The organism is Planctomonas deserti (assembly GCF_003067705.1).
In the GTDB taxonomy this organism is placed as follows: domain Bacteria; phylum Actinomycetota; class Actinomycetes; order Actinomycetales; family Microbacteriaceae; genus Planctomonas; species Planctomonas deserti.
In genome coordinates, this window is record NZ_QANL01000004.1 from 39534 (window position 1) to 65689 (window position 26156).

Genomic DNA, 26156 nt, shown 5'->3' on the forward strand with positions numbered 1-26156 from the left:
GCTCGTTACCCCAGGCGGCAGTCGGCGACCGCCGTCGCCTCTGGTCAGGAGTGGTGGTGCGGCGGGCGGGCGTCCGGGTCCGCCGTGAGGTCCACTCCCAGCAGCGCGTTGATCACGGCCACCGCCTCCGGGGATTGAGCGCCCGCATGGCTGGCGACCCACTCGTCGATCGCCACGAGGGCCGAAGGCGCGTCCAGGTCGTTCGCCAAGTGCTCGCGCACCCGATCCCGCAGATCCGTCGCCGCGACCGGCTCACTCACGCCGGCACCCCCCTGAGCACCCGCACCCGCACCCGCCTCCGCACCAGCACCAGCGACGCCCGCGAGGGGCAGCCAGCGCTGCAACCGCTGCTCCGCGGTGCTGAGGGTCTCCGCGGTCCATTCCCAGTCGGAGCGGTAGTGGTTGGACAGCAGGGCGAGGCGGATGGCGCGGGGGTCGACGCCCTTCGCGCGGAGCTTTGATACGAGCACGAGGTTGCCGAGCGACTTGCTCATCTTCTCGCCCTCGTACGCGACCATGCCGGCGTGAGAATACAGGCACGCGAAGTCCTTGCCGGTCAGGGCGGATGCGTGCCCGGCCGACATCTCGTGGTGCGGGAAGATGAGGTCCGAGCCGCCGCCCTGCACGGTCACGTCGTCGAGGTGCTGCAGCGCGATCACGGCGCACTCGATGTGCCAGCCGGGTCGTCCGCGGCCGACGGCCGTGTCCCAGGCGGGCTCGCCCTCGCGCGCGGAGAGCCAGAGCAGCGGGTCGAGCGGGTTGCGCTTGCCCTCGCGGTCGGGATCCCCGCCGCGCTCGGCGAAGAGCGACAGCATGGTGGGGCGGTCGTAGTTGCTCTCCTCGCCCAGCGTCCACGGGGTCTGCTCCCCCGCCCGCTGCACGTCGAAGTACACGTCCGTCGCGCCGTCCTCGATGGCGTTCGGCGCCGGGACACGGTACGCGAAGCCGGACTCCAGCAGCGTGTTCACGGCGGCGGCGACCTCGTCGATGACCTCGCTGACGGCGATGAACTCATCCGGGGGCAGCACGCCGAGGCTCTCCATGTCCCAGCGGAACAGGTTCGTCTGCTCTTCAGCGAGCTCCCGCCACTCGACGCCGGTCGCGTCCGCACGCTCGAGCAGCGGATCGTCGACATCCGTGACGTTCTGCACGTAGCGGACCTCGAAGCCCGCATCCCGCCACACGCGCTGGAGGGTGTCGAACGCAACGTAGGTCGCCGCGTGACCCATGTGCGTCGCGTCGTACGGCGTGATGCCGCACACGTAGACGCCGACGCGCCCCTCCTGGTGGCCGACCGCGTTCGCGAGACCCTGGGATGCGGTGTCGTGGATGCGCGGCACCGGGCCGGTTCCCGGCAGCTCCGGAACGGATGGGGACGACCAGGAACGCACGACGTTCTCCTAACCGGCGATGACGCCCGTGGCAAGCAGCACGAGCAGTACGACGCCAAGCACAACGCGGTAGACGACGAAGGGGGCGAAGCTCTTCGTCTTGATGTAGTTCATCAGGAACGCGATGACCGCGAGGCCGACGATGAACGCGACGACGGTGGCCACGAAGGTCTCGCCCGCGCCGTAGATGCCGGGCGCCTCGTCGAAGCTCGCCAGGAGCTCGTAGAACCCGCTGCCGAAGACGGCCGGAACGGCGAGGAGGAACGCGTACTGCGCCGCCGCGGGGCGGGAGTAGCCCATGGCGAGTCCGGCGGTGGTTGTGGCACCGGACCGCGAGACGCCGGGGATCAGGGCGAGCGCCTGCGCGAAGCCGAAGATGATGCCGTGCCCGTAGGTGAGGTCCTTCAGCTCCCGGGTGCGGCGGCCCATGTAGTCCGCGACGCCGAGAATGATGCCGAAGACGATCAGCACGATCGCGATGAGCCAGAGCGAGCGGAACGTGCTGCGGATGGTGTCCTGCAGCAGGTAGCCGAGCACGGCGATCGGGAGGCTGCCCAGGATGATGAGCCAGCCCATCCGCGCATCCGGGTCGTTACGCGGAACGGAACCGCGGAGCGACTGGAACCAGCGCGTGATGATGCGGGCGATCGAGTGCCGGAAGAACACGAGCACCGCGAGCTCCGTGCCGAGCTGGGTGATCGCGGTGAAGGTCGCGCCCGGGTCCTCCGCCCCCTCGAAGAAGAGGCCGACGATGCGCAGATGCGCGCTCGAAGAGATGGGGAGAAACTCGGTGAGGCCCTGTACCAGGCCGAGGATGATCGCCTCGATGAAACCCAATTAACGCTCCAGCTGTGGTGACCGCTGGAGCGATCAGTAATCCAGGAGCAGGTCCGTCAGGACCCGCTTGCCAAAGACTAACGCGTCGAGCGGCACCCTCTCGTCAACGCCGTGGAACATCGCCGGGAAGTCGAGACTGGTCGGCAGCTGCAGCGGCGCGAACCCGTAACCCGTGATCCCGAGCAGGCTGAGGGCCTTGTTGTCGGTGCCGCCGGAGAGGAGGTACGGCAGCACCTCCGCCTCCGGGTCGTGGATGCGCAGCTTGTCGACCATGGCGTCCACGAGCGGCCCGCCGAACGCGTTCTCGAGCCCGACGTCCTGGTGCATGACCACGACCTCGACGCCCTCTCCCGCGAGCTCGCGCACCCGCTCGAGCACCTCGTCCTCGTGACCGGGCAGCACGCGGATGTCGACGAGCGCCTCCGCCGTGTCCGGGATGACGTTGTGCTTGTACCCGGCCTGCAGCAGCGTCGGGTTCGTGGTGGTGCGCAGTGTCGCCGCGATGAACTTGGACGCGGTGCCCGTGGCGATCGCGATCTCGTCCGGGCTGAAGCGCTGCTGGTCCTTGCCGAGGATGCCGGCGACGCGCTCGAGCAGCGCGCTCGTCGTGTCGGTGAGGTGCACCGGCCAGTCCTGGCTGCCGATCCGCGCGACCGCGCCCGCAAGCCGGGTGACGGCGTTGTCGCGGTTGATCTGGGAACCGTGTCCGGCCGTGCCGCGCGCGATGAGCTTGACCCAGATGAGGGCCTTCTCCCCCGTCTGCAGCAGGTAGGCGCGGGTGCCGTCGAGGTCGATGGAGTAGCCGCCCACCTCGCTGATGGCCTCGGTCGCCCCCTCGAAGAGCTCGGGGTGGTTCTGCACGAGGTAGTGCGAGCCCTCGATGCCGCCCGCCTCCTCGTCGGCGAGGAACGCCACGACGAGGTCGCGCGCGGGCTCGCGGCCGGAGCCGAGGATCTCCTGCAGCGACGCCATGATCATGGCGTCCATGTTCTTCATGTCGACGGCGCCGCGGCCCCAGAGCAGCCCGTCCTTGATGACGCCGCCGAACGGGTCGACGCTCCAGTTCGCGGGGTCCGCCGGCACCACGTCGAGGTGCCCGTGCACGACGAGCGCACCCTTGCTGGAGTCGCGCCCCTTCACCCGGGCGACGACGCTGGTGCGGCCCGGCGCGCCCTCGAAGAGCCGCGGCTCGAGTCCCGCCGCGCGGAGGTGCGCCTCCATGTACTCGGCGGCCTCGGTCTCGCCGTTGGAGCGGCCCTCGCCGTAGTTCGTGGTGTCGAACCGGATGAGATCGCGGGCGATCACGGCCGTGGCGTCGAGGTCTGCGGGCTCCGTATTCGCGCTCATTCCCCTCACGGTACCCGAGGAGCGGCGGACGGGACCGGAGGCGCGAGGCGCGGATCCGTGCCGCGGACCGGGCGTTCAGAGGCCCTCGAATTCCGTGCTAATCTCGTACGTCGTTGGGTCCTTGAGGCCCATCGGTCCGGATGGCGGAAATGGCAGACGCGCTAGCTTGAGGTGCTAGTGCCCGTATAGGGCGTGGGGGTTCAAGTCCCCCTTCGGACACACTGTGTTGAGACAGTGAAGGTGAGAGATCACCGCAAGAGGGTCGGTAGGCGTAGGAAGCCAACTGGCCTTTTTTGTTGCCCGCTTGTGCTGTCTCCGCGCCGCTCCACACATGCCTCTGCCCCAGGTGGAACGATCGTGCTTCCTCGCCACCGCGCCGCCCCACACATGCCTCTGCCCAGGCAGAAGGGTCGTGCTTCTCTGCCTCCATGCCGCCCCGCACACGCCTCTGCCCAGGCAGAAGGATCGTGCGCAGCTAAAAGCTGGGCAGGATCCTCCTGCCTGGGCAGGAGCGAGTTGGTGCGGGGGTGAGTGCAGCCGCAGCCGCAGCCGCAGCCGCAGTCGCAGTCGCAGTGACGTCGCCTAGTTGATCGCGGCGCGGAGGGCCTGAGCGGCCTCGCCGGGGTTGTCGGCGCTGTAGATGGCGCCGCCCGCGACGGCGACCTGGGCGCCCGACGCCTGCACGGCCGCGATGGAGCTCGCGTTCACGCCGCCCGCGACGGAGAACGGCACGCCGGCCTCCTCGCCCGCACGGAGCAGCCCGTCGAGCGAGTAGCCCTCGAGGGCCTGCTCGTCGAGGCCGGAGTGCATCTCGACGAACTCGGCGCCGAGGGCCACGACCTCGCGGGCACGGGCGACCTTGTCGCTCACGCCGATGAGGTCCACGACGACACCCTTGCCGTGCTTCCTGCCCGCGGAGATGGCGCCCGCGATGGTCGAGTCGTCGGCAACGCCGAGCACGGTCACGAGGTCTGCGCCCGCGGCGAAGGCGATGTCGGCCTCGAGCGCGCCGGCGTCCATGGTCTTGAGGTCGCCGAACACGATCTTGTCGGGGTGCGCCTCCTTCATGGCGGTGATGACCGAGAGGCCCTCGCTCTTGATGAGCGGGGTGCCGAGCTCGAGGATGTCGACGTGCGGCGCGGCCTGGGCTGCGAGGTCGAGGGCGTCCTTGGTGCTGAGGGCGTCAATGGCGAACTGGAGCTTCACGATGGTCCTGTCTTTCCGGTGGGTTGGTGGTTCGTGGGTCATTCGAGATTCCTGGCTCATTCGAGATTCGCGTGGCGCGGCCAGAGGTCGTCCGCGCTCTGCCCGCCGCGCTGCCACAGCGCGTGGAAGAGCGCGTCGCCCAGCAGCACGACCGCCTGCTCGAACAGCCCGCCCGCGTACTGCGCGGACGCGGTGCCGGATCGGTCGAGCTTCTCGGCCGCGGGCAGCACGACGCAGGCCGACGCCAGCCGCGCGAGCGGCGAGTCCCCTGCGGTCGTGATCGCCGTGACGCGGGCCCCGGCGGCGGTGGCCGCCTCGGCGGCGCGGACGATTCCGGCCGTCGTGCCGGATCCGCTCGCGGTCAGGAGAACGTCGCCGGCGGCGATCGCCGGAGTGGTCACGTCGCCGACCACGTGCACGGCGAGACCGAGATGCATGAGGCGCATCGCGGTCATCCGCAGCGCGAGGCCGGACCGACCGGCCCCGTGCACGAACACCCGGTCCGCGGTCCCGACGAGGTCTGTCACCGCATCGAGGTCCCGCTCGGCGGCGCCGGCGATCAGCGCGTCGAGCTCGTCACGAATGAGGAAAAGGGCGTCCGCGGTGCGGGGGCTGTCGGAATGCGTCACACGCTCCATCCTCGACGGGATGCCTGCCGCCCGCCGCGCCCCGATCGACCAGGCGACCTACCCGGCCGGGTAGGGGTGGCGCGCGGGTAGGGTGGGCTCTCGTGACCGATCCGCTGCCCATTCCGTCTCCCGCGACGCGGGCCCTCCTCGAAACGCACGCGCGGGATCTCGCGGAGCAGGCCGACCGGCACGCCGTCGTGCTCGAGTCGCTCCTCGCCGTGCTCCGGTCACGGCGCCTCGACGACCGCGCGGCCCGCACCACCGCGATCGATACCGCCGCCTCGGCGCTCGTCGCCGCGCGGACGCGGGGCCAGGAGACCCGCGACTCGGTCGTGGAGCCGGTCGTCGGCGCGTTCGCGCGGCTCACCGCCGACCTCAGGCCGCTCGTGCGGTACGGGGACCTCGACCTGCAGTTCGTCGAGCCGCCGCCCACCGGGCGCGCGCTGCCCGGTGACGTCGCGAACGCCGCGCGGGCCATCGTGCGCACCGCCGTGCTCGCGCTCGTCGACGCGGGCGAGGCGCGACGCGTGCGCATCCAGTGGGACTGCGACGGGCTGAACCTCCTCATCCGGATGCGCGACGACGGCCGCGGCGAGGTGACCAGGCACGACGACGCGCTCCGCCCGATCATGGAGCGGGTGACGTCGCTCAACGGCGTACTGCAGGTCGAGTCGACGGCCGGCTGGGGGTCGAACCTGTCGATCACGATTCCGCTCGACGCGCCTCTGCCGCCGGAGCCGATCGTCGAGGACGTGCAGCTGAGCGCCCGGGAACGCGAGGTGGCGGCGCTGCTGCTCGCCGGGGAGCGGAACGCCGCGATCGCCGAGGCGCTCGGCGTGAGCGCCAACACCGTGAAGTTCCACGTGTCGAACGTGCTCCGCAAGACCGGGGTGTCCAGCCGCACGGAGCTGCTGGCGCTGCACAGAGCCGCGTCTACGTGAGACCCGCTCACTTCTCCCTATCGCCCAGGGGATCGCGCTTGTAGCATCTGAGCTACGGCCGGGAAGGCGGAGACGATGGCACTCGAGACGGAGCCGTTGTTCGGACAGCCGCCCCTCATCACGCCGTACTCGAAGCTGGGGGTCCCCACCGAGCGACGCCCGTGGTGGTCCCCCGCCGGCTGGATCCTCGTCGCCGTCTCCACGACGCTGTTCTACGCCGTCATGGTGGCCCTGTCCCCGGTGATCCTTCTGTGGATCGTCATCCGCCGGCTGTGGGCACGCGGCCTTCGGTACCGGCGGGATCCGCGCGAGCTGCGCATCGCGATCGTGGGCGCGGGTTGGAGCGGTCTTCAGTGCCTGCAGCGGTTCACGAAGCTCGGGGTGACGAACGTCGACGTGTACGAGCGATACGACGACCTCGGGGGCACGTGGTCCCCCGCGCTGCGCTATCACGGCCTCCAGATCCACGGCAGCATGACGGTCACCTCCTTCGACGGCTTCCCGTACAGCGACGACCCGGACATCCAGGGCGGCAAGGTCATGGCCGAGGAGGTGGAACGCTACATCCACCGATTCGCTGACGCCAACGACCTGCGCTCGCGCTGCCGGTTCTCCACGAACGTCGACGCGCTCGACTACCGATCGTCCGCACGCACCGGCTCCCTGACGCTCACCGACACCCGCACGGGGACGACCTCGACGTCCGACCCGTCCGACCTGGTCATCTGGGCGTCGATGGCGGCCTTCGGGAACGTGCCGCACCTTCCCGGCTCCGACGTGTTCCGGGGCAGACAGCTGCACACGACCGAGTTCTCGACCGCGGAACTCGAGGACATCGTGCGCAACGAGCGACGGGTTGTCGTGATCGGGGGCGGCAAGGCGTCCTGCGACGTCGTGCTCGGCCTGCGCCGGGCAGGCTACGAGAACGTCACATGGGTGATGCGGAAGCCCTACCTCTTCTACCGGTTCGAGTCGTTGCTGCACGACGCATCACCGATGAACCGTGTCCGCGGCATCACCTACCTGGCGACCGTTCTCTACACCGGCGTCTCGCAGCGGCTGGGCGCCGTGCTGCACTGGTCGTCCGGTTACCTGCACACCGTGGGGCAGCCGCACACGGACTTCACGCACTTCCACGGCGGTCTGCTGTGCGCGACGCAGCGCCGGGAGCTCCGGGAGGTTCCCTTCACCGTCGGGAACCCGGTGCGATTCGACGAGAATACCGTCGTGCTCGCGGACGGCGGCAGCCTTCCGGCCGACGTCGTCATCTGGGCGACCGGGAACAGGAGCGGGATCGACACCCTCACCCTGACCAAGGACGGCCGGCCGTTCGTCCTCAACCCCCGCGCGAAGCTGTACAACCACTTCATCGTGCCGGCTCTGCCGGTCCTGGCGTCGTCGACGGCTCTGTGGACGACGTTCGGACCGATGCGGGCGACCAACTCGGCAGACCTGGCTGTCTATCACCTCAGCGTGCGGAAGGAGCGGAGCGAACGCCGGATGGAACGCGCCGCCCGGCGCCAGCTGAGCAGCAACAGCATCATCCACTCGTTCATCTGGGCGAAGGATTCCTGCTGGCTGCAGCAGTGGGTCTACTTCCACATCGACCTGATGCTGCAGGGGATCACCCCGGTCGAGTCGTTCCTCAAGCACGCGATCGAGGTGTTCGTCCTGGCGAAGGAGACGCCGCTCGCCTTCAATATCCTGCCCCGGCGCTACGCTCCCCCAGCTTCCGGTAGCAGGACAGCTTCCGGTAACGAGGCAGGGCCGCGGCCGCCCGCCCGCGACCTATCCACCTAGTCTGCGACCTGTCGGAGTAGCAGGCATCGCCTCCCGAGCTACTGCTGGTTCGCCGCGCGGTAGTCGTCCTCGCTCACCGCCTCGAGCCAGGTGGTGGGATCGCTGCCGTCCTCCTTCCACTCCAGCATCGCGAGGTGGCACAGAAGGTTCGTCGCGGTGGCCCCGTGCCAGTGCTCCTCACCTGCGGGCGACCAGACGGTATCGCCGGGGTGGATGCGGATCAACCCCCCGTCGCGGGTGCCGACGATGCCGACGCCCTCGGTGACGTACAGGGTCTGGCCGACAGCGTGCGAGTGCCAGTGGGTGCGCGCGCCGGGCGTGAATCGCACCAGACTCGCGAAGAGGCGCGACGGTGGCGTCGGGACGGTGATCGGGGTCATGTACACGTCGCCGGTGAATACCGCGGCGGGTGCCTTGCCGGTCGGGGCCGTGGCCATGCGTTCCATCGGTTCTCGCTCTCATCATCGAGTCGGTCGGTAGCCGTACCTGCTCATGCTGGTGGCGATCCGCCGCCCTGTCCAGGCCCGGCTCGTCGGCCAGCGGTTCCGGCGAGCCGTACCCGTGGCTCTGCAGCGCGCCGCGCCTGCCTAGGCTGATCGGCATGGCTACTGTTCTCCTCGTGCGGCACGGCCGCACCACCGCCAATGCCTCCGGCGTGCTGGCCGGCCGCACCGCGGGGGTCCGGCTCGACGAGCACGGCCGGAAGCAGGCGCTGCGCACCGCGGAGCGCCTGGCCGCGGTGCCGCTGGTCGGGGTCGTCTCGAGTCCTCTCGAGCGCTGCCGGCAGACGGCGCGGGTGATCCTCGACCGGCAGTCCGGGTCGCCGGTGACGCCGCTCGAGAAGGCCATCACCGAGTGCGACTACGGCGAGTGGCAGGGCCGCACCCTCAAGGAGCTCGCCTCCGAGGCCCTCTGGTCGGTCGTGCAGACGCAGCCGTCCGCCGCAGTGTTCCCGGGCGGGGAGTCCCTCGCCGCCATGCAGGCGCGGTCGGTGGCCGCGATCCGCCGCCATGATGCGGCCTTCGAGGCCGAGCACGGCCCCGGCGCCGTGTGGGCTGCGGTGAGCCACGGCGACATCATCAAGTCGATCCTGGCCGACGCGCTCGGGATGCACCTCGACCTGTTCCAGCGCATCGACGTCGGTCCCGCGTCGGTCTCGATCATCCGCTACGGACCCGCCCGGCCGAGCGTTCTCGCCACCAACACGGACTCCGGGGATCTCTCCTGGCTCCGCGCGCGCCCCGCCGAGGGCGACGCACCGGTGGGCGGTGGGGCCGGCGCCCAGGCACCGGACGAGCCGGGCTCCTAAAATATCCCCATGCCCACAATCGTCCATGAGTTCGCCTGGCCGGATCGACTCGTGGTCGGCACCGTGGGGCGACCGGGGGCCCGCGAGTTCTACCTGCAGGCCCGCACCCGGTCCCGAATCGTCACCGTCGCCCTCGAGAAGGAGCAGTCCGCCCAGCTCGCCAAGAAGATCGACGAGGTGCTCGACGAGCTGAGGGCCACCGAGGGCAACCCCTTCAGCGTGCCGAACTCGACGCCCGTCGAGCTCGTCGACAACGACCCGCTCGAGCAGCCGCTCGACACGCAGTTTCGCACGGCGGCCATGGGGCTCGGCTGGGATCCGACGACCGCCCAGATCGTGATCGAGGCCTACGCCATGGCCGACCTGGACGACGTCGACCTCGACGAGTTCGACTCCGAGCCCATCGAGGTCGAGCCGCCGGAGGCGCTGCTGGTGCGGATCCCGGTCGGCACGGCCCGCGCGTTCGCGAAGCGCACCCTCGAGGTGGTCGGCGCGGGGCGGCCCAGCTGCCCGCGGTGCGGCTACCCCATGGATCCGGAGGGGCACGTCTGCCCGCAGCCCGGCGACCTCGGATGATGGAGCCCGACCCGGCGTCCGACCTCGGTGCCGCTTCCGGCGCCGATGCCGGTGGCAACGCGGACGGCGTCGACCTGATGGGCGGCGAGCTCGAGCTCCGGGGTCGAATCACGACGGCGTCCAACGCGACGTTCCTCGGCAGCATCGGCGCCGTGGCGGTGGTGTACAAGCCGGTCAGAGGCGAGCGTCCGCTGTGGGACTTCCCCGACGGCACCCTCGCCGGTCGCGAGGCCGCGGCCTACCTCGTCTCCGAGGCCTTCGGCTGGGACATCGTGCCCCGCACCTGGCTGCGGGAGGGACCGCTCGGCATCGGCATGGTGCAGCTCTGGCAGGAGATCGACCCGGAGCAGGATCCGGTGGATCTGGTGCTCGTCGACGAGGTTCCGGAGGCCGGCTGGCGCCAGGTGCTCGAGGGCAGCGACGAGGAGGACCGCACGGTCGCCCTCATCCACGAGGACTCCGCGGCCCTCCGCCGCATGGCCGTGTTCGACGTGGTCGTGAACAACGCCGACCGCAAGGGGGCGCACGTGCTCGCGATGCCCGGTGGCCACCGCCACGGCGTCGACCACGGCCTCACCTTCCACGTCGAGCACAAGCTGCGCACGGTGCTGTGGGGCTGGCTGGGCGAGGAGTTGACCGCGGAGGAGCTCGCCGGCGTCGAGCGCGTGTCGGCTCGGCTCGCCGGCGACCTGGGCGCGGCACTGGCCGACCTGATCACCGACGGCGAGATCGCCGCGCTCGCCGCCCGGTGCGACCGGCTCCGGTCGAGAAGACGCTTTCCCGCACCCTCCGGCGGGATGCCCGCGGTGCCCTGGCCGCTGTTCTGACCCACCGGTGATCATGGCCGGTGAGAACCGGCCGCGGCGGCCCGGATGAGGCCGTCGCCTGGTGATCGCCGCCGCTCAGTACCAGCCGCTGCGGCCCGGGTAGAGGCCGTCGCCCAGCCCGCCGGCCCCGCCGCCCCAGCCTCGGCCGCCCCAGCCTCCGTAGCCGTCGTCGCCCCGCCGTGACCCGAGGTAGGAACCGACCACCGCCGCGCCGAGGTCGTCCAGCTCGGGCGAGACCACGGTCCCGTCCACGCGCTTGGCCATGGCGTCGATGAAGCGGGCCAGGCCCGGATCCTCGCCGAGCCGGAAGAACGTCGTGTGCGCGCCCAGCCGCATCGAGTTGTCGAGCTCCCGCACCGCGTAGGCGACCGTCACGGGGTGCGGCGGATAGCTGAAGAAGACCTCGCCGCTCGTCTCGAGGTGGGAGGTCGGCTCGCCGTCGGTGACGATCAGCAGCACCGGCTGCGCGCTCGGGTGCTTGCGGAAGTGGCGGTTGGCCAGCAGGAGGGCGTGGTGGAGGTTCGTGCCCTTCTCGTACTGCGCCTCGAGGCCGGTCAGCTGCTCGATGTCCATGACCTCGGCGTGCCGCCCGAAAGCGATGAGCTGCAGATCGTCGCCGCGGAAGCGGCTCTTGATGAGCGTGTGCAGGGCGAGCGCCGTGCGCTTCATGGGCACCCAGCGGCCGTCCATCGCCATCGAGAACGACGTGTCCACGAGCAGCACGACGCAGGCCTGGGTGCGGGCTTCGGTCTCCTGCACCTCGACGTCGCCGATCTCGATCCGCACTCCCCCACCGAGCGGGCGGCCCTCGCCGGCGCTGCGGGTCACGGCGTTCGAGATCGTGCGCGGCACGTCCCAGGGCTCGGTGTCCCCGAAGGCCCACTCGCGGGTCGCGCCGGAGCCCTCGCCGGCCGCCCCTGCCTGACGGAGATCGCGGTTGCCCTGCCGCCCCGACATCCGCTTCGCGACGTCCCGCAGCAGCGCCTTGCCGAGCTGGCGCATGGCCTTCGGGGTCAGCTTGAGCTGCCCATCCGTGCCGCGCTTCAGCGTGCCGGAGTCCCGCAGCGCCCGCTCCAGCTGCTGCAGGGTGCGGGCGTCGACGGCCGCGTCGTCACCGAGCTGGCGGGACAGCTTGTCCAGGTCGAGGTCGTCGAGCTGAGAGCCGTTGTACGACTGGGAAAGCTGGTCGGCAAGCTCGTCGAGGTCGGCGATGTCCTGGAACACGCCCGTGCCGTCACCGAGCCCGAGACCCTCGCCGCCGTCCATGCGCTCCGAGCCACCCCAGTTCTCGCCCGGGCGCAGCGACCGCAGGTTCCCGTCGAGCTGAGCGAGGGACTGCATGAGCTCCGGCGACCCGAAGGCCTGCTGCGCGAGCGCGTCGAGCTCGTCGCGCTGCTCCTGCGTCATCGAGTTGCGCATCCGTTGGGCGGCCGCGGCGCGCTGGGCGAGCGAGTCGAGCAGCTCGTCGATGTTCAGCGGCCCCTCCGGGAAGAAGTGGCCGTGCTTGTCCATGAACTCGTCGAACTGCTCCTGGCTGTCCTCGCCGCGCCTGTGCGCCTCGAGCAGCTCGTTGAGGTCGCCGAGCATGTCATTGATGGCGGCCCGGTCGGCGTCCGTCGCGCTCTCGAGCGCCTGCTTCATGCCGGCGAAGCGCTGGTCGAGCATCTCCCGGCCCAGCAGGTCCTTGATCTTCTCGTAGTTCTCGCGGGCCTCGCGGCTGCGCCAGTCATATCCGCTCAGCTCGCTGACCGCCGCCGCCGGGGAGGCGGGCAGGTTGGCGAGCTGCATCTCCGCCAGCATGCGGTCGCCGTCGTCCATGTCCACGTCCCGGGCCAGCTGCCCGCGCTCGGCCCGGACCGCCTTCTCGAGGAGCTCCGTGATCTCCTTCAGCGTGCCGTCGAGGTTGTGCTTGCGGGTCAGCTCGCGCCGGCGCTCGGCCACCCGGCGCGCGAGATCGTCCAGGCCCGACTGGTCGCGGCCGCCCCGGCGCAGGAACTCGCGCATCGCCCGCTCGGGCGAGTAGCCGGCCATCACGTCCTCGCCGATGGCGTCGAGCGCCTCGGACAGGTCGACGGGCGGAGCGAGCGGATCCGGCCCGCCGGTGTACCTGCCGTAGCGGGCCGCGCGGGTGAGCCGGCGGTTGGCTCTAGCCATAGATGGTTTCGCCCCCGCCGCTCTCCTTGCTGATCTTGCGCATGAGGTAGAGGCCCTCGAGGGCCAGCTCGATGGCGCCGGCCCGCTGACCGTCGTTCCGGGCACCGAGGGCGTCGCAGATGCGGTCGTACAGGTCGGACTCGCCGAGCGCCGGCAGCCCGGCCAGGAAGTCGCGGGCGGTGACCTGCTCGCCGGTCGTGACCATGACCCCGCTCTCGATGGCCTCGACGAGCACGCCGAAGTCGATGCCGCGGAAGTGGGCGCGCACGGTCTCGGCGGTCGCGGTGCGGAGCAGGTGATCGAGGATCTCGTCCTCGCGGCCCTCCTCGCCCGACTCGAACTCGATCTTGCCGCCGAGCACGTCGACCGCGGTCTCCAGGTCGACGGGACGGGCGACGGCGTGATCCTCGCCCTGGCGGGTCGCACGGTGGATGGCCGCCGCGGCGATCGTCTCGGCGCCCGCGATGGCGAAGCGCGCGCTCACGCCGCTGCGCTGGTCGACGGCGGCGGACTCGCGCAGCGCCCGGGTGAAGCGGGCCAGGATCTCGACGAGGTGGTCCGGCACCTCCGCGACGAGGTCCGCCTCCTGGCGGATGATCGCGACCTCGTCGACGAGCTCCGTTGGGTAGTGCGTGCGGATCTCGGCGCCGAACCGGTCCTTCAGCGGGGTGATGATGCGCCCGCGGTTGGTGTAGTCCTCGGGGTTGGCGCTCGCCACGACGAGCACGTCGAGCGGGAGGCGCAGCACGTAGCCGCGGATCTGGATGTCGCGCTCCTCCATCACGTTGAGCATGGCGACCTGGATGCGCTCTGCGAGGTCGGGCAGCTCGTTGATGGCCACGATGCCGCGGTGACTGCGCGGGATGAGCCCGAAGTGAATGGTCTCGGGGTCGCCGAGGCTGCGCCCCTCGGCCACCTTCATCGGGTCGACGTCACCGATGAGGTCGGCGACGCTCGTGTCCGGCGTGGCGAGCTTCTCCGAGTACCGGGCGTCGCGGTGGCGCCAGTCGATCGGCAGGGCGTCGCCCAACTCCTCGGCGCGGCGGATGCTGGCCGTCGTGATGGGCTCGAAGGGATGCTCGCCCAGCTCCGAGCCCGCGATGACGGGGGACCACTCGTCGAGCAGGCCGAGCAGCGTGCGCAGCAGCCGGGTCTTGCCCTGGCCGCGCTCGCCGAGCAGCACGATGTCATGCCCGGCGATCAGGGCCCGCTCGAGCTGCGGGATGACGGTGGACTCGAAGCCGTGCAGCCCCGGCCACGGGTCTCGGCCGTCGCGGAGGGCGGAGAGGAGGTTGTCGCGGATCTCGGCGCGGAGGCTCTTCTGAACGTGGCCAGAGGCCCGGAGTTCGCCGACGGTTGCCATAGCTGGGCGCATCACCTCAGCGATGTTAGTCCGCGTCGCCGTCAGCCGGCCTAGGACTTTCGTGGCCGCCTCCGGCTCCGGCAGTCGCCCTCGGCAGAGCCTCGAAGAGGGGGAATACTTCCGCCGGGACTCCGGTTAGCGTGGGTGTATGCAAACGCATCGAAACGAGGAGTAGCGAAATGCAGTTCGGAATCTTCACCGTCAGCGACGTGACGACCGACCCCACAACCGGCCGCACGCCGAACGACACGGAGCGCACGCGGGCGATCCTCACGATCGCGCAGCACGCGGACCAGGCCGGGCTCGACGTCTTCGCCACGGGCGAGCACCACAACCCGCCGTTCGTCGCCTCGTCCCCCACCACGATGCTGGGCTACCTCGCGGGCACCACGAAGGACATCGTCCTCTCCACCTCGACCACGCTCATCACGACGAACGACCCGGTGAAGATCGCCGAGGACTACGCGATGCTGCAGGTGATCTCGAACGGCCGCATGGACCTCATGATGGGCCGCGGCAACACCGGTCCGGTCTACCCCTGGTTCGGCAAGGACATCCGGCAGGGCCTGAACCTGGCGGTCGAGAACTATGCCCTGCTGCGCCGCCTCTGGGACGAAGAGGTCGTGGACTGGCAAGGCTCGTTCCGCACGCCGCTGCAGGGCTTCACCGCCACCCCGCGCCCCCTCGACGGCGTGCCGCCGTTCGTCTGGCACGGCAGCATCCGCAGCCCCGAGATCGCCGAGCAGGCCGCCTACTACGGCGACGGCTTCTTCCACAACAACATCTTCTGGCCGGTCGAGCACACGAAGCAGATGGTGGGGCTCTACCGCCAGCGCTTCGAGCACTACGGGCACGGCCCGGCGAGCTCCGCCATCGTCGGTCTCGGCGGGCAATTCTTCGCCCGCAAGAACTCGCAGGCGGCGAAGGACGAGTTCCGCCCTTACTTCGACAACGCGCCCGTCTACGGGCACGGCCCGTCGATGGAGGACTTCACCGCGCAGACGCCGCTCACCGTGGGATCGCCGCAGGAGGTCATCGACCGCTACGCGGCCATGCGCGACCACGTCGGCGACTACCAGCGCCAGCTGTTCCTCATCGACCACGCCGGCCTGCCCCTGAAGACGGTGCTCGAGCAGATCGACATCCTCGCCGAGGAGATCGTGCCCGCCCTTCGCCGCGAGAACGAGTCCAAGCGCCCCGCGGGCGTCCCGAGCAACCCGCCGTCGCACGCCGAGCGCGTCGCCCGGGCTCGCGCCGAGGGCGCCGCCACCGCGGAGCACGTCGCGGGCGAGGACAGCTGGACCGGACACACCGCCGAGGCGGTGTCGGCTCGGTAGTGCGAGCGTGAGGACCGGCCGCACGGGAGCCACGGACGCGAGCCGGACGGACTCCTCGATCGTCCTAGCGCGACCGCCCGCCCGGTGCTAGACCGGGCCAGGACAGCACATCATCCGGTGCGGGGTGCCGCTCCCGAGGCGGCACCCCGCCCACGCTCGGAAGGATCAGGGTCATGGCCGCGTACAGGATCGGTTATTTCGTCGGAAGTCTCGCCAGCAACTCGATCAACCGCACACTCTCGAAGGCGCTCATCAGCGTCGCTCCCGAGGAGCTCGACTTCACGGAGATCCCCATCCGGGACCTGCCGCTCTACAACTCCGACTTCGACGCCGACTTCCCGCCGGAGGGACGGGCGCTGAAGGACGCGATTGCGGCGTCCGACGGCATCCTGTTCATCTCGCCCGAGTACAACCGGTCGATCCCCGGCGCGCTCAAGAACGCCATCGACTGGGGATCGCGGCCCTGGGGCACGAACTCCTTCGCCCGCAAGCCGACGGGCATCATCGGCGCCTCCCCGGGCGGCATCGGGACCGCCGTGATGCAGTCGTCGATGCGCAGCGTGCTGAGCTTCCTGGATGCGCCGCAGCTCAACTCCCCCGAGGCGTACATCCGCTTCGACTCGGAGTCGTTCGGCGAGGACGGGGAGATCAAGAACGAGGACACGAGGGCCTTCCTGGCGCACTACATGGACGAGTACTGCGCCTTCGTGCAGCGGGTCCTGTCCGTGAACGCCCCCGGTCACATCGGCGACAACGACCCGGCCTCGAAGAAGTGATCGCGCCCGCCGGGCGACGGGTCCGGCGGGTGCCCTCACCCGGTTGGGCTGTGATGAGCCGGTCGTGGGAGTCGGCGCGCGCGGCGCTGCTCTCCTCCGTCGACTGACCGGCCGGCTGACCGGTCGGTTGGGCGGTCCGGGGCGCGATCGCGGGCGGGGTCGACGCCCCCGCGAATGACGCCTCGGGCTCCCGCTGGGCTGGTGAGCGCTCAAGGGAGGGACGACGCATGGACAAGGTGAACCTGCGCGCCGAGCGCCGCGAACTGTACGCGCCGAAGCCGGGCGTCTTCATGATCGTCGAGGTGCCGGCGTTCCGGTTCCTGGCGACCGACGGGCGGGGTGATCCGAACACCGTGCCCGAGTACTCGGCAGCGGTGGCCGCGCTCTACGCCGCCAGCTACGCGGCGAAGTTCCTCAGTCGGGGACAGCTGGGTCGCGACTACGTCGTGCTCCCGCTCGAGGGGCTGTGGCGGTCCGAGGATCACGACTTCTCCCACCGCGGCGGCTGGGCGTGGACCATGATGATCCGGCAGCCGGACTGGCTGGACGCGGGGCTACTCGAGGAGGCCGTGCAGCGGGCGGCCGCGAAGGGCCACGGCGCGGTCGACCTCAGGGTCGACGACTACGAGGAGGGCCTCAGCGTGCAGACTCTCCACCTCGGCGGGTACGACGCGGAGGCCCCGACGATCGCGCGGCTGCACGACGAGTTCCTACCCGCGGAGGGGCTTGAGGAGACCGGCGACCACCACGAGATCTACCTGAGCGATCCCCGCAGGGTCGCCTCAGAAAAGCTCCGGACCATCCTGCGCCAGCCCGTCCGCCGTCTGCGGTAGCGCCCCCTGGCTTCGCGCCCCTGCCCGGGCAGAAGGATCACCCCACCGTCGTCGCGCCCCTGCCCAGGCAGAAGGATCGTGCGCAGCTAAAAGCTGGGCACGATCCTCCTGCCTGGGCAGGCGCAGCAAGGGCGGGATCCCCGTGCCTGGGCAGGACGTGCGTGCCCGGGCAGGACCCCCACTCGCGCGCAGGAGCCGCGGCTCAGGCGGCGGGGGTCGCTCCGACCACGGCCGCGCCGATCGGGGCGACGTGGTCCGCGTCCTCGAGCAGGCTCAGCCGGTCCGCGCTGCCGAGGGCGGTGAGGAATGCCGACCGCGTCGCCTGCTCGCGTAGCGCGGCACGGACCGCGTCGAGCAGCGGGGCGCCGACGCGGCTGATCCCCCCGCCGAGCACGATGGCCTCGGGGTCGTAGGCGGCGGCGAGCATCTGGACCGCCCGCCCGAGCGTGCGGGTGAACCTGCCCCACACCTCGACCGCCCGGGGATCGCCCGCCGCGACCGCGTCGAGCAGGTCGAGCACGGGGACCGGATGGACGGTGGGCCAGGCGCGCGCGATGCCCGAGCCCGAGGCGATGGTCTCGATGCAGCCCCGCTGCCCACACGGGCAGAGCAGGCCGTCGTGGTCCAGCGGCACGTGCCCGATCTCTCCGGCGAAGCCGCGGGCGCCCGGCCACACGCGCCCGCCGAGCACGAGGCCGGCGGCGATGCCCGTGCCGACGTTGAGGTAGGCCAGCGAGCCGACCGCGGGCGTGCGGACGAGGGAGGCGCCGATCGCGGCGACGTTCACGTCGTTCTCGAGCGTCACGGGCAGCCGCAGCCGCTCGGACAGCAGGGGACCGAGCGCCAGGTCGGTGACGCCGAGATTCACGGCGTTGCGCACGCGCCCCGTCGCACGGTCGACGAGGCCCGGCACCCCGATGCCGATCGACTCGACGTCATTTACGCCGATGCCCACGTGCTGCACGAGGACGTCGACCGTGTGCACGAGGCTCTCCAGCAGCGCGGCGTCCCCCTGTCCCGACGGCTGCTGGTACTCGGCCCGCACGCGCCGGTGCTGGTCGATGGCCACCGCGTGGATCTTCGTACCGCCGACGTCGATGCCCAGGGAGATGGCCCCCCGCGCGCCTCGCGCACCGGTGCCGCTCGCGCCTCCCGCCGGGAGCGTCGGTGCCGTGGCCCCCGTGTCCCCGCTCACGCTCGGGCGCTGTCCCGGGTTGTCTCCACAACACCGCCCGTGTCGACCGACCGATATGCGGCCTCGACGAGGCGCACGGTGCGGCAGCCGAGCTGACCGTCGGGCTGCGGGCGGCGGCCCTCCCGGATGGCGGAGAGGAACTCGGTGAGCATCAGCTCGTCGGAGTTGGTGCCGTAGCCGAGCCACAGCGCGTTCTTCGCGGACTGGGAGAAGCCGTCGACGCGCTGGGCGAACGGGTTGACGTCCACCAGCCCGGCATCCGTGACCAGGTGCAGGGTCAGACCGCCCCAGACGGGGTAGGACGCGGGGCGGGACCAGCTGCAGTCGATGACCGCGGAGACCCCGTTCTCGTAGGTGATGGACACGAGGCCGCCGGTCTCCACCCGCGGGTCGCCGCCGAAGAAGTCGTTCGCCGTGGCGTACACCCTCGTGGCGGGCGCGCCGCCGAAGAGGGCGTCCAACATGTCCGCGATGTGCACGACGTGGTCCGTGAGGGCGCCGCCGCCCGCGAGGGCCGGATCGGTGAACCAGGCGCGCTCGCCGGGGATCTTGCCGTTGTTCGTGCCGGACACGCCGTAGATGTTGCCGAGGAGCCCCCTGTCGTACTGCTCCTTCAGAGCCAGGAACGCCGGCGAGAACCGCACGGGGAAGGCCACCATGAGGTTCACCCCCGCGTCCTCGCAGGCCTGCACCATGGCCTCGGCATCCTCGGACGTCGTGGCCAACGGCTTCTCGCAGAGCACGTGAGCGCCTGCCGCTGCGGCGAGCAGCACGTCGTCGCGGTGCTTCGTGTTCTCGGAGCAGACGACCACGGCATCCGGCTGCCAGGCGAGCAGCTCCTCGTAGCTGTCGACGTAGTCGACGCCGAGCTCGGCCGCGAGCGATGCTCCCCCGCTCTCCCCCGCCGGCCGGTCGCCGTGGTCGGGGTCGGAGGCGCGGAGCTCGATGCCCGGCATGCCGGCGAGCAGCCGCACGTAGCTGGCCGCGTGGGTGTGGGCGAAGGACATCACGGCGATCTTCATGGGCTCGGCTTTCATCGGTTCGTGGCCATGGTGACGGGGGCGGAGGTCTCGATCGACTTGAGCGCGGCGGCCGCGAGGGCCACGGCGGCGAGTCCGTCCGCCGCGTCGACGCGCGGGGTCGGTCCACCGAGGAAGGCCTGGTGGAACTCGCGGATCTCGGTCAGGTACGGGCTCTCGCTGAACCGGGTGGTGGGCTGATAGCCGGACACCTCGTCCGTGCTGCCGTTGAAGGCGATCGGCGGGTTGCCGAGCGAGTCGTGCTGCAGGAGCCCCGCGTCGCCCGCGACCTCGAACCGGGTCTGGAAGGCGATGGGCCTGCGGCTCCACACGCCGGTGACATAGCTCACGGTGCCGGACTCGTGCGTGAGGATGACCTGCGCGGTCAGGGGCTCCGGCGCGCCGTCCTCGCGGAGCGACGGCGACTCGGTCGCGTAGACCTGGGTCACCTCGCCGGCGTTCCAGCGGGCGAAGTCGAGGTCGTGGATCATCTGGTCCATCACGAGGCCGCCCGACAGCTCCTTCTGCGAGAACCACGGGGCCGCGGGCGCGGAGCCGGCGCGCAGGAACCGCTGCACCGCGAGCGTGCCGATGCCGCCGTCGGCGATCGCGTCGTGCATTGCGACGTACTCCGGGAAGTAGCGCACGACGTGCGCCGGGTAGAGCTGAACTCCCGCCCGGTCGCACGCCTCGATCATCTCGGCGGTGTCGGCCTCGCTGAGCGCGAGCGGCTTCTCGCAGACGATGTTCTTGCCCGCCTCGGCGGCCTCGATCACGAGGTCCCTGTGCGTGAAGGTCGGGGTGCAGATGTCGACCGCGTCACTCGCCGCGAGCAGCTCCTCGTAGGACTCCACCACCCGGCCGCCGCCGTGGCGCTCGACGAGCGCCGGTGCCGCGCCGTCGATGGAGAAAACCACGACATCCACCCCCAACGCGAGCCATGCGGGGAGGTGGGAGTTGGCGATGCCGCCGGCCCCCACGAGGCCGACCGTGTAGTTGCCCATGAGGCGGATGTCCTTCCTTGCAACGTTCTCGCGCCGAGCGGCGGCGCCCCGATGATGCTGGGGCCGAGGGAGGGTCCGCGGTGCGTCCCCTCCCCCAGCAAATCAGGCCGGCGTCAGCCGAGCGCCTTCTGGCCGTTCTCAGCGGCCGTCTTCAGTGCCTGCTCCGGCGTCACCTTGCCGAGCAGAGCCTTCTCGATCTCGGTCGCGAGGGCACTGCTGATCTGGTCGTAGGCGAGGATCGACGGCCGGGCCTTCGCGTACTCGAGCTGCTTCACGAACACCTCGATGTGCGGGTTCTCCTCGAGGTACGCCTGGTACGTCTCCGTTCCGGTCGTCTCCTTGTTCGTCGGCAGGTACCCGGTGGCGATGTCCCACTCGGCCTGAACCTCGGGCGAGAGCGTGTACTGCAGGAAGTCCCACGCCCCGGCCTCCTGCTCCTCGGTTCCGTCGAGCAGGTAGGAGTTGTCGGTGCCGATGTTCATCGCCGGCTCCTTCAGGGTGGGGAACGGCGCGACGCCGATGTTCTCCTCGCCGACGCCGTCGGCGAGCAGGCCCAGGTTGTAGGCGCCCGTGATGATCATCGCGACCTTGCCGGTGCTGAACGCGGCCATGCCCTGGTTGTCGCTGCCGGTCGCGAGGCTCTGCGGGTAGGCCTGCCCGTTCTTGACCAGGTCGGTCCACACGGTGAGCGCCTCGACGCCCTCGGGCGAGTCGAAGGCGATCTCGGTGTTGTCCTCGTTGAGGAAGTCGCCGCCCGCTCCCCAGAGCATCGACTGCCAGGTGAAGACGGGCCACTCGCCCGTGCCGATGGGCAGGTAGATGCCGTACTTGCCGTCCTTCGTCAGCTTCGTCGCATCCTGGGCGACCTCGTCCCAGGTCGCCGGCGGCGCGTCGATGCCGGCCTCCTCGAACATCGCCTTGTTGTAGATGAGCCCGTAGTCGCCGCCGTCGGACGGGAGCGAGTAGATCGTCCCGTCGATGATCCCGGTGGAGAGCATGCCCTCGGTGAAGTTGTCCGCCGTGATCTCGGAGTCGGGCGACGAGAGGAGGTCCTCGAGCGGAAGCACCTTGCCGGTCTCGACCACTTGGCTCAGCTTTTGCGGCGTGCTGTCACCGAGCACGAGGTTCGGCCCCTGCCCGTTCTTCACCGCGTTGAGCAGCTTGGGCGTGAACTGGTCGCCCTCGCCGCCGAACTGGATGCGCACCTTGTACTCGTCCTGGGACTCGTTGTACTCGTCCGCGATCTTCTCGACGGTCTTGCTCGCGTCGCCGGTGTACTGGGTCCAGACGAGGATCTCGGGGGCGCCGTCGCCGCCCGTTCCCGCGCTGTTGCCGGTGACGGATCCGCCCGCGCAGCCGGTGAGCACGAGGCCCACGGCGGACGCGGCCGCGAGAAGGGTGCCGCCTCGGGCGAGGCGGGGCGCGTTGCGCCGGTGGGATGGGGTCATGGGGAGACTCTCCTGTCGTGAATCACTGGATCTGCTGGAAGGGACCGAAAGGGAAGGGAGGGGAGAAGCGAGGTGCGGTGCGGGGGGACGCGGCTAGCGCAGGCCCCCGGACATGGCCGTGACGATCTGGCGCTGGAAGAGGAGGAAGACCAGGAAGACCGGAAGGATCGCGAGCGTCGACCCCGCCATGAGCAGGTTGAAGCTGGTGGCGGCCTGGGAAGACTGCAGCTGCGCGAGGCCGATCGGCACGGTGAAGAACTCCGTGCGGTTGACCGCGAGGAACTGGAAGAAGAAGTTGTTCCAGTTGTAGACGAAGGACAGGATCGCGAAGGACCCGATCATCGGCGTCGCCATGGGTGCCATGATCGAGCGGAACCGCCGCCACACCCCCGCGCCGTCCATGCGACTGGCGTCCTCGATCTCGGTGGGGAACGACGAGAAGAACTGGCGGAAGAGGAAGACGCCGAGGATCGACGGCACGTTCGGCACGATCAGGCCCTGGTAGGTGTTCAGCCAGCCGAGCGACGACAGCAGGCTGATCAGCGGCGTGAACACGACCTCGAACGGCACGAGGAGAGCCGCGAGCAGCACGACGAAGATGACGTTGCTGCCGCGGAACTTGAGCCGGGCGAACGCGTACCCGGCGGCCAGGCTGGTGAGCACCTGACCGAGCGTCGTGAACACCGTCACGACCGCGCTGTTGAGGTAGTACATCCCGAACGGCGCCACGTCGAAGAGGTCGCTGTAGTTCTCGAAGTGCCACTCGCGCGGCAGGAACGTCGGGGGGAACGAGAGCGCCTCGCTGGAGGACTTGACGCTCGTCAGCAGCATCCACACGAACGGCCCGAAGAAGATGAGGGACGCGACGATGAGGATGGCGTGCCGGGCGATCGCCGGGGCGAGCTTGCGCGCCCGCACCCCGAGCGGACGATGGCGGCGGTGATCCCGGCCTCCGCCGGTGCCCGGTCCCCGGGTCGAGCCGGCGGGCGCGTTCTCGGCGAGAGGGGCCGAAGCGACAGCGTGAGTCACGAGATGCCTTTCACGCCAGCTCGACGCTGTCGCGCCGAGCGAGCACCTTGAGCTGGATGACCGAGACGAGGATGCCGACCGCGAGCAGGATGACGGCGCCCGCGCTGGCGGGTCCGCCCTGGAAGAACACGAAGCCCTGCTGGTAGATCCAGTAGAGGAGCGTCTCCGTCGAGCCGAGCGGGCCGCCGCCGGTGAGCACGTAGACCTGCGTGAAGACCTGCAGTGATCCGATCAGGCCGGTGATGGCGAGGAAGCCGCTCGTGGGGGCGACCAGGGGCAGCGAGATCGAGAAGAAGCGGCGCACCGGGCCGGCGCCGTCGATCGTCGCCGCCTCGTAGTAGCTGGGCGGCACGTTCGACAGCGCGGCGGAGTAGATGATCATCGTGTAGCCCACGAGCTGCCAGATCGAGAAGACGATCACCGACACCATGGCCCACGGTTCGGAGGTGAGGAACGCGATGGGCTGGAAGCCGAACAGACCGAGCCCGTTGTTCACCAGCCCGCCGAGCGGGGTGAGCAGGTAGCTGAAGATCAGCGCGCTTCCGACGATCGGTGCGATGTACGGCGTGAAGATGAGGGTGCGATAGAGGCCGCGCCCCCGGAACGGCGTTGCCAGGAGGGCCGCGAAGAACAGCCCGAGCGCGAGCGAGCAGGGCACGACGACGACGACGTAGAGCGCCGTGTTGCCCGCGGCCCGGAGGAACTCGGCGTTCGTGAGCACGTCGACGAAGTTCTGCGCGCCCACCACGTTCCCGATGGTGCCGGTGCCCGGGTTCCAGTCCGTGAAGCTGTAGACGACGGTCTGCGCCAGCGGGAACAGGTAGAAGACCATGAGCAGGATCGTCGTCGGCGCGATGAGCACGTAGCCCGCCCGGCCCTCGCGACGCTCCAGCGGCGAGCGCGCCACGGTGCCGCTCCGCGGGACACGATCAACGGCGATTGCCACGGTCACACCACCTTCCGGCCTGCGACAGCGCTCCGAGGAGGTTCAACTTCGTCGTTGGCCCGTACGTCTCCGCCGCATCATCCATGCGACTGATGGAAGCCTATGGATGTTTCTCGGCCGTTTCAATTCGATTTCCGAAAAAACTTTTCCAAGCTTCGCCAACGTGATGCGGCTTCCCGTCCAGTTGCGACCCCCTTCGCCCCTGCCCCTGTCCCCTGTCCCCTCGCCCCTGCCCAGGCAGAGGCATCGTGCCCAGCTTCGCCCTGGGCAGGATGCTCCTGCCTGGGCAGGGGCGGAAGGGGAGCGTGCGGGGGCGGATACGAGTTCGGGTCAGGCCAGAAGCGGAAGGATGCCGAGCAGGTCAGGGTGCGAGGCCCCGTCTCTCTCGCCGTCGTCTCCCCGGCGGGCGCCGGAGCGGTCGACGAAGTAGGTGCGCAGCCCGGCCGCCCGCGCCCCGAGGATGTCCGCGCGATAGTCGTCACCCACGAACAGCACATCGGCGGGCGGCACGCCCAGCCGCGAGCAGAGGGCGGCGAAGGCTCCCGGGTCCGGCTTGGCCAGGCCGACGCTCTCCGACGTGCACACGACGTCGAACCGGTCGCGGATCCCCGTGCGAGCGAGCTTCTCCTCCTGCTGCCGCTCGGAACCGTTCGTCAGCAGTCCGACGGACATCCCGGCCGAGCGCACGGCGTCGAGCACGGCGACCACCTCCGGGAACACGCACCAGGCCGACTCGTAGGCAGCCCGGTAGACGTCGAAGATCCGGTCCAGCCGCTCGTCGCTCATCTCTCGGCCGCCGAGGACGCCGTCGTGGAGCCCACGGTCGCCGAGCCCGCCTCCGCTCGCGCTCGCGCTCTCGACCAGGGGCAGCACCTCTCGCAGGCGGCGGCGGCGCTGCTCATCGAAGCTGATCCGGCCCTGCCGCCAGGCCTCGAAGTGCCGGTCCTCGGCGTCCCACCAGGCCTGCTGCAGGCCTGGCGTCGCCGTGCCGCCCAGCTCACGCACGAGTTGCGTGAAGGCGCTCGCGGACGCGGCCCGGTGGTCGAGGAGCGTGCCGTCGAGGTCGAAAGCGACCGCGGAGACCCCTGCCATGCCGCCACCGTAGCGGTTGCTTCACCGCTAACCGAGGGAACACGATTCCGAGGTGGCGCGTTCGGCGCGGTCGACTACACTCGCTCGGGTGAATCGTCCCTCCCCTCGTCTGCCCATCGGGCGCAAGGAGGTCGTCGGCGCGCCCTGCGCCGACCCGAGATAGCCGTCGGCCGATCGTTACCCGCGTTCCCACGCGATTCATCCGCCGCGTGCCGGCCCTGAGCGGAACCGCAGGCCATAGCCGAGGTAACGCCGCGGGGTGAAGCCCGAGCACCGGCGACGGACCCTTCCGATCTCTTTCCCGACCCGCGCCCTTCCGAGCGCGGGCGAGCAGACAGGCATATCTCTTCATGAACCTCTTTTCCGAGGACCGCATTCGCGCGTCCTTCGTCAACGCATCCCTGCGCGAGCGCAAGGCGCTCGTGCTTCCCGCCAATCTCGACGCCGTTCCGTGGCAGGACCTCGACTACCTCGGCTGGCGCGACCCGAAGCTGCCCCTCCTGGGCTACGTCCTCGCCGAGATAGACGGCGAGCCGGTGGGCGTGCTGCTGCGGCAGGCGCAGCAGGCCCCGCGCGGACGAGCGCAGTGCTCGTGGTGTGAGGACGTGCAGCTGCCCAGCCCGGTCACCTTCTTCGGCGCGAAGCGCGCCGGCGAGGCGGGCCGCAGCGGCAACACCGTCGGCACCCTCGTGTGCGCGAACTTCGAATGCTCGGTGAACGTCCGGCGGCGTCCCACGCTCGCGTACGTCGGCTTCGATCTCGAGGCCGAGCGGCTGCGCCGAATCGAGGCCCTGCGCACGAACGTCACCAACTTCGTCCGCAACGTGCGCGACGGGGCCTGACCCGGCGCCTGGTGACCCGGCGTCGCGTGACCGGGCGTCCGGCCCCGCGTACTCGCCTTCACCGGGCCCCTGCCCAGGCAGAAGAATCCTGCCCAGCTTTTACCTGGGCAGGATTCGCGTGCCTGGGCAGGGGCGAGCCGCCTGAATGGGCAGGATCCGCGTGCCTGGGCAGGGGTGAGCCGCCTGAGCCGGCAGGATCCGCGACATCCCCGCAACGCGACATGCGCGCGGTGCCGGGCCCCGGCAGAATCGGAT

Annotated in this window: 24 protein-coding genes and 1 tRNA gene; 10 read left to right on the plus strand and 15 right to left on the minus strand. The window is 70.3% G+C overall.

The features are described from left to right. Positions 1-44: 44 nt before the first annotated feature. The 3 genes from mshC to DAI20_RS13705 are packed head-to-tail and all read right to left on the minus strand — an operon-like array spanning position 45 to position 3575. Entirely contained in the window at positions 45-1391 is a 1347-nt protein-coding gene (gene mshC, locus DAI20_RS13695; RefSeq protein WP_108251812.1) for a cysteine--1-D-myo-inosityl 2-amino-2-deoxy-alpha-D-glucopyranoside ligase, read from the minus strand. A 9-nt stretch (positions 1392-1400) separates the two neighbouring features. Further along, positions 1401-2228, minus strand: coding sequence for an undecaprenyl-diphosphate phosphatase (locus DAI20_RS13700; protein WP_108251814.1), 828 nt, complete (start codon positions 2226-2228; stop codon positions 1401-1403). Between the two features lie 33 nt (positions 2229-2261). Beyond that, on the minus strand, positions 2262-3575 hold the full coding sequence (locus DAI20_RS13705; protein WP_108251816.1) for a M20/M25/M40 family metallo-hydrolase: 1314 nt from the start codon (positions 3573-3575) through the stop codon (positions 2262-2264). 134 nt (positions 3576-3709) lie between these two features. Between DAI20_RS13705 and DAI20_RS13710 the strand changes: the two genes are divergently transcribed. Further along, positions 3710-3794, plus strand: a tRNA-Leu gene (locus DAI20_RS13710). A gap of 363 nt (positions 3795-4157) precedes the next feature. Here DAI20_RS13710 and hxlA read toward each other — a convergent pair. Both hxlA and hxlB read right to left on the minus strand, forming a co-directional pair. Next, on the minus strand, positions 4158-4781 hold the full coding sequence (gene hxlA, locus DAI20_RS13715) for a 3-hexulose-6-phosphate synthase (protein WP_108251818.1): 624 nt from the start codon (positions 4779-4781) through the stop codon (positions 4158-4160). Between the two features lie 56 nt (positions 4782-4837). Continuing rightward, complete coding sequence (hxlB, locus tag DAI20_RS13720; protein WP_108251820.1) at positions 4838-5419, minus strand: 6-phospho-3-hexuloisomerase; 582 nt, start codon at positions 5417-5419, stop codon at positions 4838-4840. 92 nt (positions 5420-5511) lie between these two features. On the opposite strand from hxlB, the gene DAI20_RS13725 reads away from it, so the two are divergent. Together DAI20_RS13725 and DAI20_RS13730 are read left to right on the plus strand one after the other, a co-directional pair. Continuing rightward, on the plus strand, positions 5512-6351 hold the full coding sequence (locus DAI20_RS13725) for a helix-turn-helix transcriptional regulator (RefSeq protein ID WP_108251822.1): 840 nt from the start codon (positions 5512-5514) through the stop codon (positions 6349-6351). Positions 6352-6426: 75 nt separating this feature from the next. Next, positions 6427-8151, plus strand: a complete 1725-nt coding sequence (locus DAI20_RS13730; RefSeq protein ID WP_108251824.1) for a SidA/IucD/PvdA family monooxygenase — start codon at positions 6427-6429, stop codon at positions 8149-8151. Between the two features lie 38 nt (positions 8152-8189). On the opposite strand, the gene DAI20_RS13735 is transcribed toward DAI20_RS13730, so the two are convergent. Then, the gene (locus DAI20_RS13735) at positions 8190-8588 is read right to left on the minus strand and encodes a (R)-mandelonitrile lyase (protein ID WP_240606084.1); all 399 of its coding nucleotides are present in this window, start codon (positions 8586-8588) and stop codon (positions 8190-8192) included. 164 nt (positions 8589-8752) lie between these two features. Between DAI20_RS13735 and DAI20_RS13740 the strand changes: the two genes are divergently transcribed. From DAI20_RS13740 to DAI20_RS13750, 3 genes are all read left to right on the plus strand, one after another. Beyond that, positions 8753-9460, plus strand: a complete 708-nt coding sequence (locus tag DAI20_RS13740; RefSeq protein WP_108251828.1) for a histidine phosphatase family protein — start codon at positions 8753-8755, stop codon at positions 9458-9460. A gap of 9 nt (positions 9461-9469) precedes the next feature. Further along, entirely contained in the window at positions 9470-10036 is a 567-nt protein-coding gene (locus tag DAI20_RS13745; protein WP_108251830.1) for a DUF3090 domain-containing protein, read from the plus strand. A gap of 77 nt (positions 10037-10113) precedes the next feature. Further along, the gene (locus DAI20_RS13750; RefSeq protein ID WP_205781468.1) at positions 10114-10863 is read left to right on the plus strand and encodes an SCO1664 family protein; all 750 of its coding nucleotides are present in this window, start codon (positions 10114-10116) and stop codon (positions 10861-10863) included. Positions 10864-10938: 75 nt separating this feature from the next. Here the strand turns inward: DAI20_RS13750 and DAI20_RS13755 are convergent, their stop codons facing one another. Together DAI20_RS13755 and DAI20_RS13760 are read right to left on the minus strand one after the other, a co-directional pair. Next, positions 10939-13017 carry a vWA domain-containing protein gene (locus DAI20_RS13755; RefSeq protein WP_108251834.1) on the minus strand — a complete coding sequence of 693 codons (2079 nt, stop codon included), beginning with the start codon at positions 13015-13017 and terminating at the stop codon, positions 10939-10941. Then, the gene (locus DAI20_RS13760; RefSeq protein WP_108251836.1) at positions 13010-14380 is read right to left on the minus strand and encodes a MoxR family ATPase; all 1371 of its coding nucleotides are present in this window, start codon (positions 14378-14380) and stop codon (positions 13010-13012) included. The genes DAI20_RS13755 and DAI20_RS13760 overlap by 8 nt, the downstream gene beginning before the upstream one ends. Positions 14381-14559: 179 nt before the next feature. Between DAI20_RS13760 and DAI20_RS13765 the strand changes: the two genes are divergently transcribed. The 3 genes from DAI20_RS13765 to DAI20_RS13775 all read left to right on the plus strand — a co-directional run bounded on the left by DAI20_RS13765 (position 14560) and on the right by DAI20_RS13775 (position 17326). Continuing rightward, entirely contained in the window at positions 14560-15717 is a 1158-nt protein-coding gene (locus DAI20_RS13765) for an LLM class flavin-dependent oxidoreductase (RefSeq protein ID WP_108251837.1), read from the plus strand. A 173-nt stretch (positions 15718-15890) separates the two neighbouring features. Then, a complete protein-coding gene (locus DAI20_RS13770; protein ID WP_108251839.1) occupies positions 15891-16493 on the plus strand; it encodes an NADPH-dependent FMN reductase in 603 nt (200 codons plus the stop codon). A 227-nt stretch (positions 16494-16720) separates the two neighbouring features. Beyond that, positions 16721-17326: a GyrI-like domain-containing protein gene (locus tag DAI20_RS13775; protein WP_108251841.1), complete on the plus strand. Its 606-nt coding sequence runs from the start codon at positions 16721-16723 to the stop codon at positions 17324-17326. 202 nt (positions 17327-17528) lie between these two features. On the opposite strand, the gene DAI20_RS13780 is transcribed toward DAI20_RS13775, so the two are convergent. The 7 genes from DAI20_RS13780 to DAI20_RS13810 form a co-directional block, all read right to left on the minus strand. Beyond that, positions 17529-18521 (minus strand): ROK family protein, encoded by a 993-nt coding sequence (locus tag DAI20_RS13780; protein WP_159085066.1) that lies wholly within the window; start codon positions 18519-18521, stop codon positions 17529-17531. After that, the gene (locus DAI20_RS13785; protein WP_108251845.1) at positions 18518-19558 is read right to left on the minus strand and encodes a Gfo/Idh/MocA family protein; all 1041 of its coding nucleotides are present in this window, start codon (positions 19556-19558) and stop codon (positions 18518-18520) included. The genes DAI20_RS13780 and DAI20_RS13785 overlap by 4 nt, the downstream gene beginning before the upstream one ends. After that, a complete protein-coding gene (locus tag DAI20_RS13790; RefSeq protein WP_108251847.1) occupies positions 19555-20544 on the minus strand; it encodes a Gfo/Idh/MocA family protein in 990 nt (329 codons plus the stop codon). Before DAI20_RS13790 ends, DAI20_RS13785 begins: the two co-directional genes overlap by 4 nt. Before the next feature lie 113 nt (positions 20545-20657). Then, on the minus strand, positions 20658-21992 hold the full coding sequence (locus DAI20_RS13795; protein ID WP_108251849.1) for an ABC transporter substrate-binding protein: 1335 nt from the start codon (positions 21990-21992) through the stop codon (positions 20658-20660). Between the two features lie 93 nt (positions 21993-22085). Continuing rightward, positions 22086-23021 carry a carbohydrate ABC transporter permease gene (locus tag DAI20_RS13800; protein ID WP_159085067.1) on the minus strand — a complete coding sequence of 312 codons (936 nt, stop codon included), beginning with the start codon at positions 23019-23021 and terminating at the stop codon, positions 22086-22088. Between the two features lie 10 nt (positions 23022-23031). Next, complete coding sequence (locus tag DAI20_RS13805; protein ID WP_159085068.1) at positions 23032-23967, minus strand: carbohydrate ABC transporter permease; 936 nt, start codon at positions 23965-23967, stop codon at positions 23032-23034. Between the two features lie 330 nt (positions 23968-24297). Beyond that, positions 24298-25059, minus strand: coding sequence for an HAD family hydrolase (locus DAI20_RS13810; protein WP_108251855.1), 762 nt, complete (start codon positions 25057-25059; stop codon positions 24298-24300). Between the two features lie 350 nt (positions 25060-25409). On the opposite strand from DAI20_RS13810, the gene DAI20_RS13815 reads away from it, so the two are divergent. Continuing rightward, positions 25410-25901 (plus strand): FBP domain-containing protein, encoded by a 492-nt coding sequence (locus tag DAI20_RS13815; protein WP_108251857.1) that lies wholly within the window; start codon positions 25410-25412, stop codon positions 25899-25901. The last annotated feature ends 255 nt before the right edge of the window (positions 25902-26156 follow it).

Coding starts and splice junctions, on each gene's coding strand:
- DAI20_RS13705 (WP_108251816.1), bottom strand. CDS start 3,575: ATGAGCGCGAATACGGAGCCCGCAGACCTCGACGCCACGGCCGTGATC.
- hxlB (WP_108251820.1), bottom strand. CDS start 5,419: ATGGAGCGTGTGACGCATTCCGACAGCCCCCGCACCGCGGACGCCCTT.
- DAI20_RS13730 (WP_108251824.1), top strand. CDS start 6,427: ATGGCACTCGAGACGGAGCCGTTGTTCGGACAGCCGCCCCTCATCACG.
- DAI20_RS13735 (WP_240606084.1), bottom strand. CDS start 8,588: ATGGCCACGGCCCCGACCGGCAAGGCACCCGCCGCGGTATTCACCGGC.
- DAI20_RS13740 (WP_108251828.1), top strand. CDS start 8,753: ATGGCTACTGTTCTCCTCGTGCGGCACGGCCGCACCACCGCCAATGCC.
- DAI20_RS13745 (WP_108251830.1), top strand. CDS start 9,470: ATGCCCACAATCGTCCATGAGTTCGCCTGGCCGGATCGACTCGTGGTC.
- DAI20_RS13750 (WP_205781468.1), top strand. CDS start 10,114: ATGGGCGGCGAGCTCGAGCTCCGGGGTCGAATCACGACGGCGTCCAAC.
- DAI20_RS13755 (WP_108251834.1), bottom strand. CDS start 13,017: ATGGCTAGAGCCAACCGCCGGCTCACCCGCGCGGCCCGCTACGGCAGG.
- DAI20_RS13760 (WP_108251836.1), bottom strand. CDS start 14,380: ATGGCAACCGTCGGCGAACTCCGGGCCTCTGGCCACGTTCAGAAGAGC.
- DAI20_RS13765 (WP_108251837.1), top strand. CDS start 14,560: ATGCAGTTCGGAATCTTCACCGTCAGCGACGTGACGACCGACCCCACA.
- DAI20_RS13770 (WP_108251839.1), top strand. CDS start 15,891: ATGGCCGCGTACAGGATCGGTTATTTCGTCGGAAGTCTCGCCAGCAAC.
- DAI20_RS13775 (WP_108251841.1), top strand. CDS start 16,721: ATGGACAAGGTGAACCTGCGCGCCGAGCGCCGCGAACTGTACGCGCCG.
- DAI20_RS13785 (WP_108251845.1), bottom strand. CDS start 19,558: ATGAAAGCCGAGCCCATGAAGATCGCCGTGATGTCCTTCGCCCACACC.
- DAI20_RS13790 (WP_108251847.1), bottom strand. CDS start 20,544: ATGGGCAACTACACGGTCGGCCTCGTGGGGGCCGGCGGCATCGCCAAC.
- DAI20_RS13795 (WP_108251849.1), bottom strand. CDS start 21,992: ATGACCCCATCCCACCGGCGCAACGCGCCCCGCCTCGCCCGAGGCGGC.
- DAI20_RS13810 (WP_108251855.1), bottom strand. CDS start 25,059: ATGGCAGGGGTCTCCGCGGTCGCTTTCGACCTCGACGGCACGCTCCTC.
- DAI20_RS13815 (WP_108251857.1), top strand. CDS start 25,410: ATGAACCTCTTTTCCGAGGACCGCATTCGCGCGTCCTTCGTCAACGCA.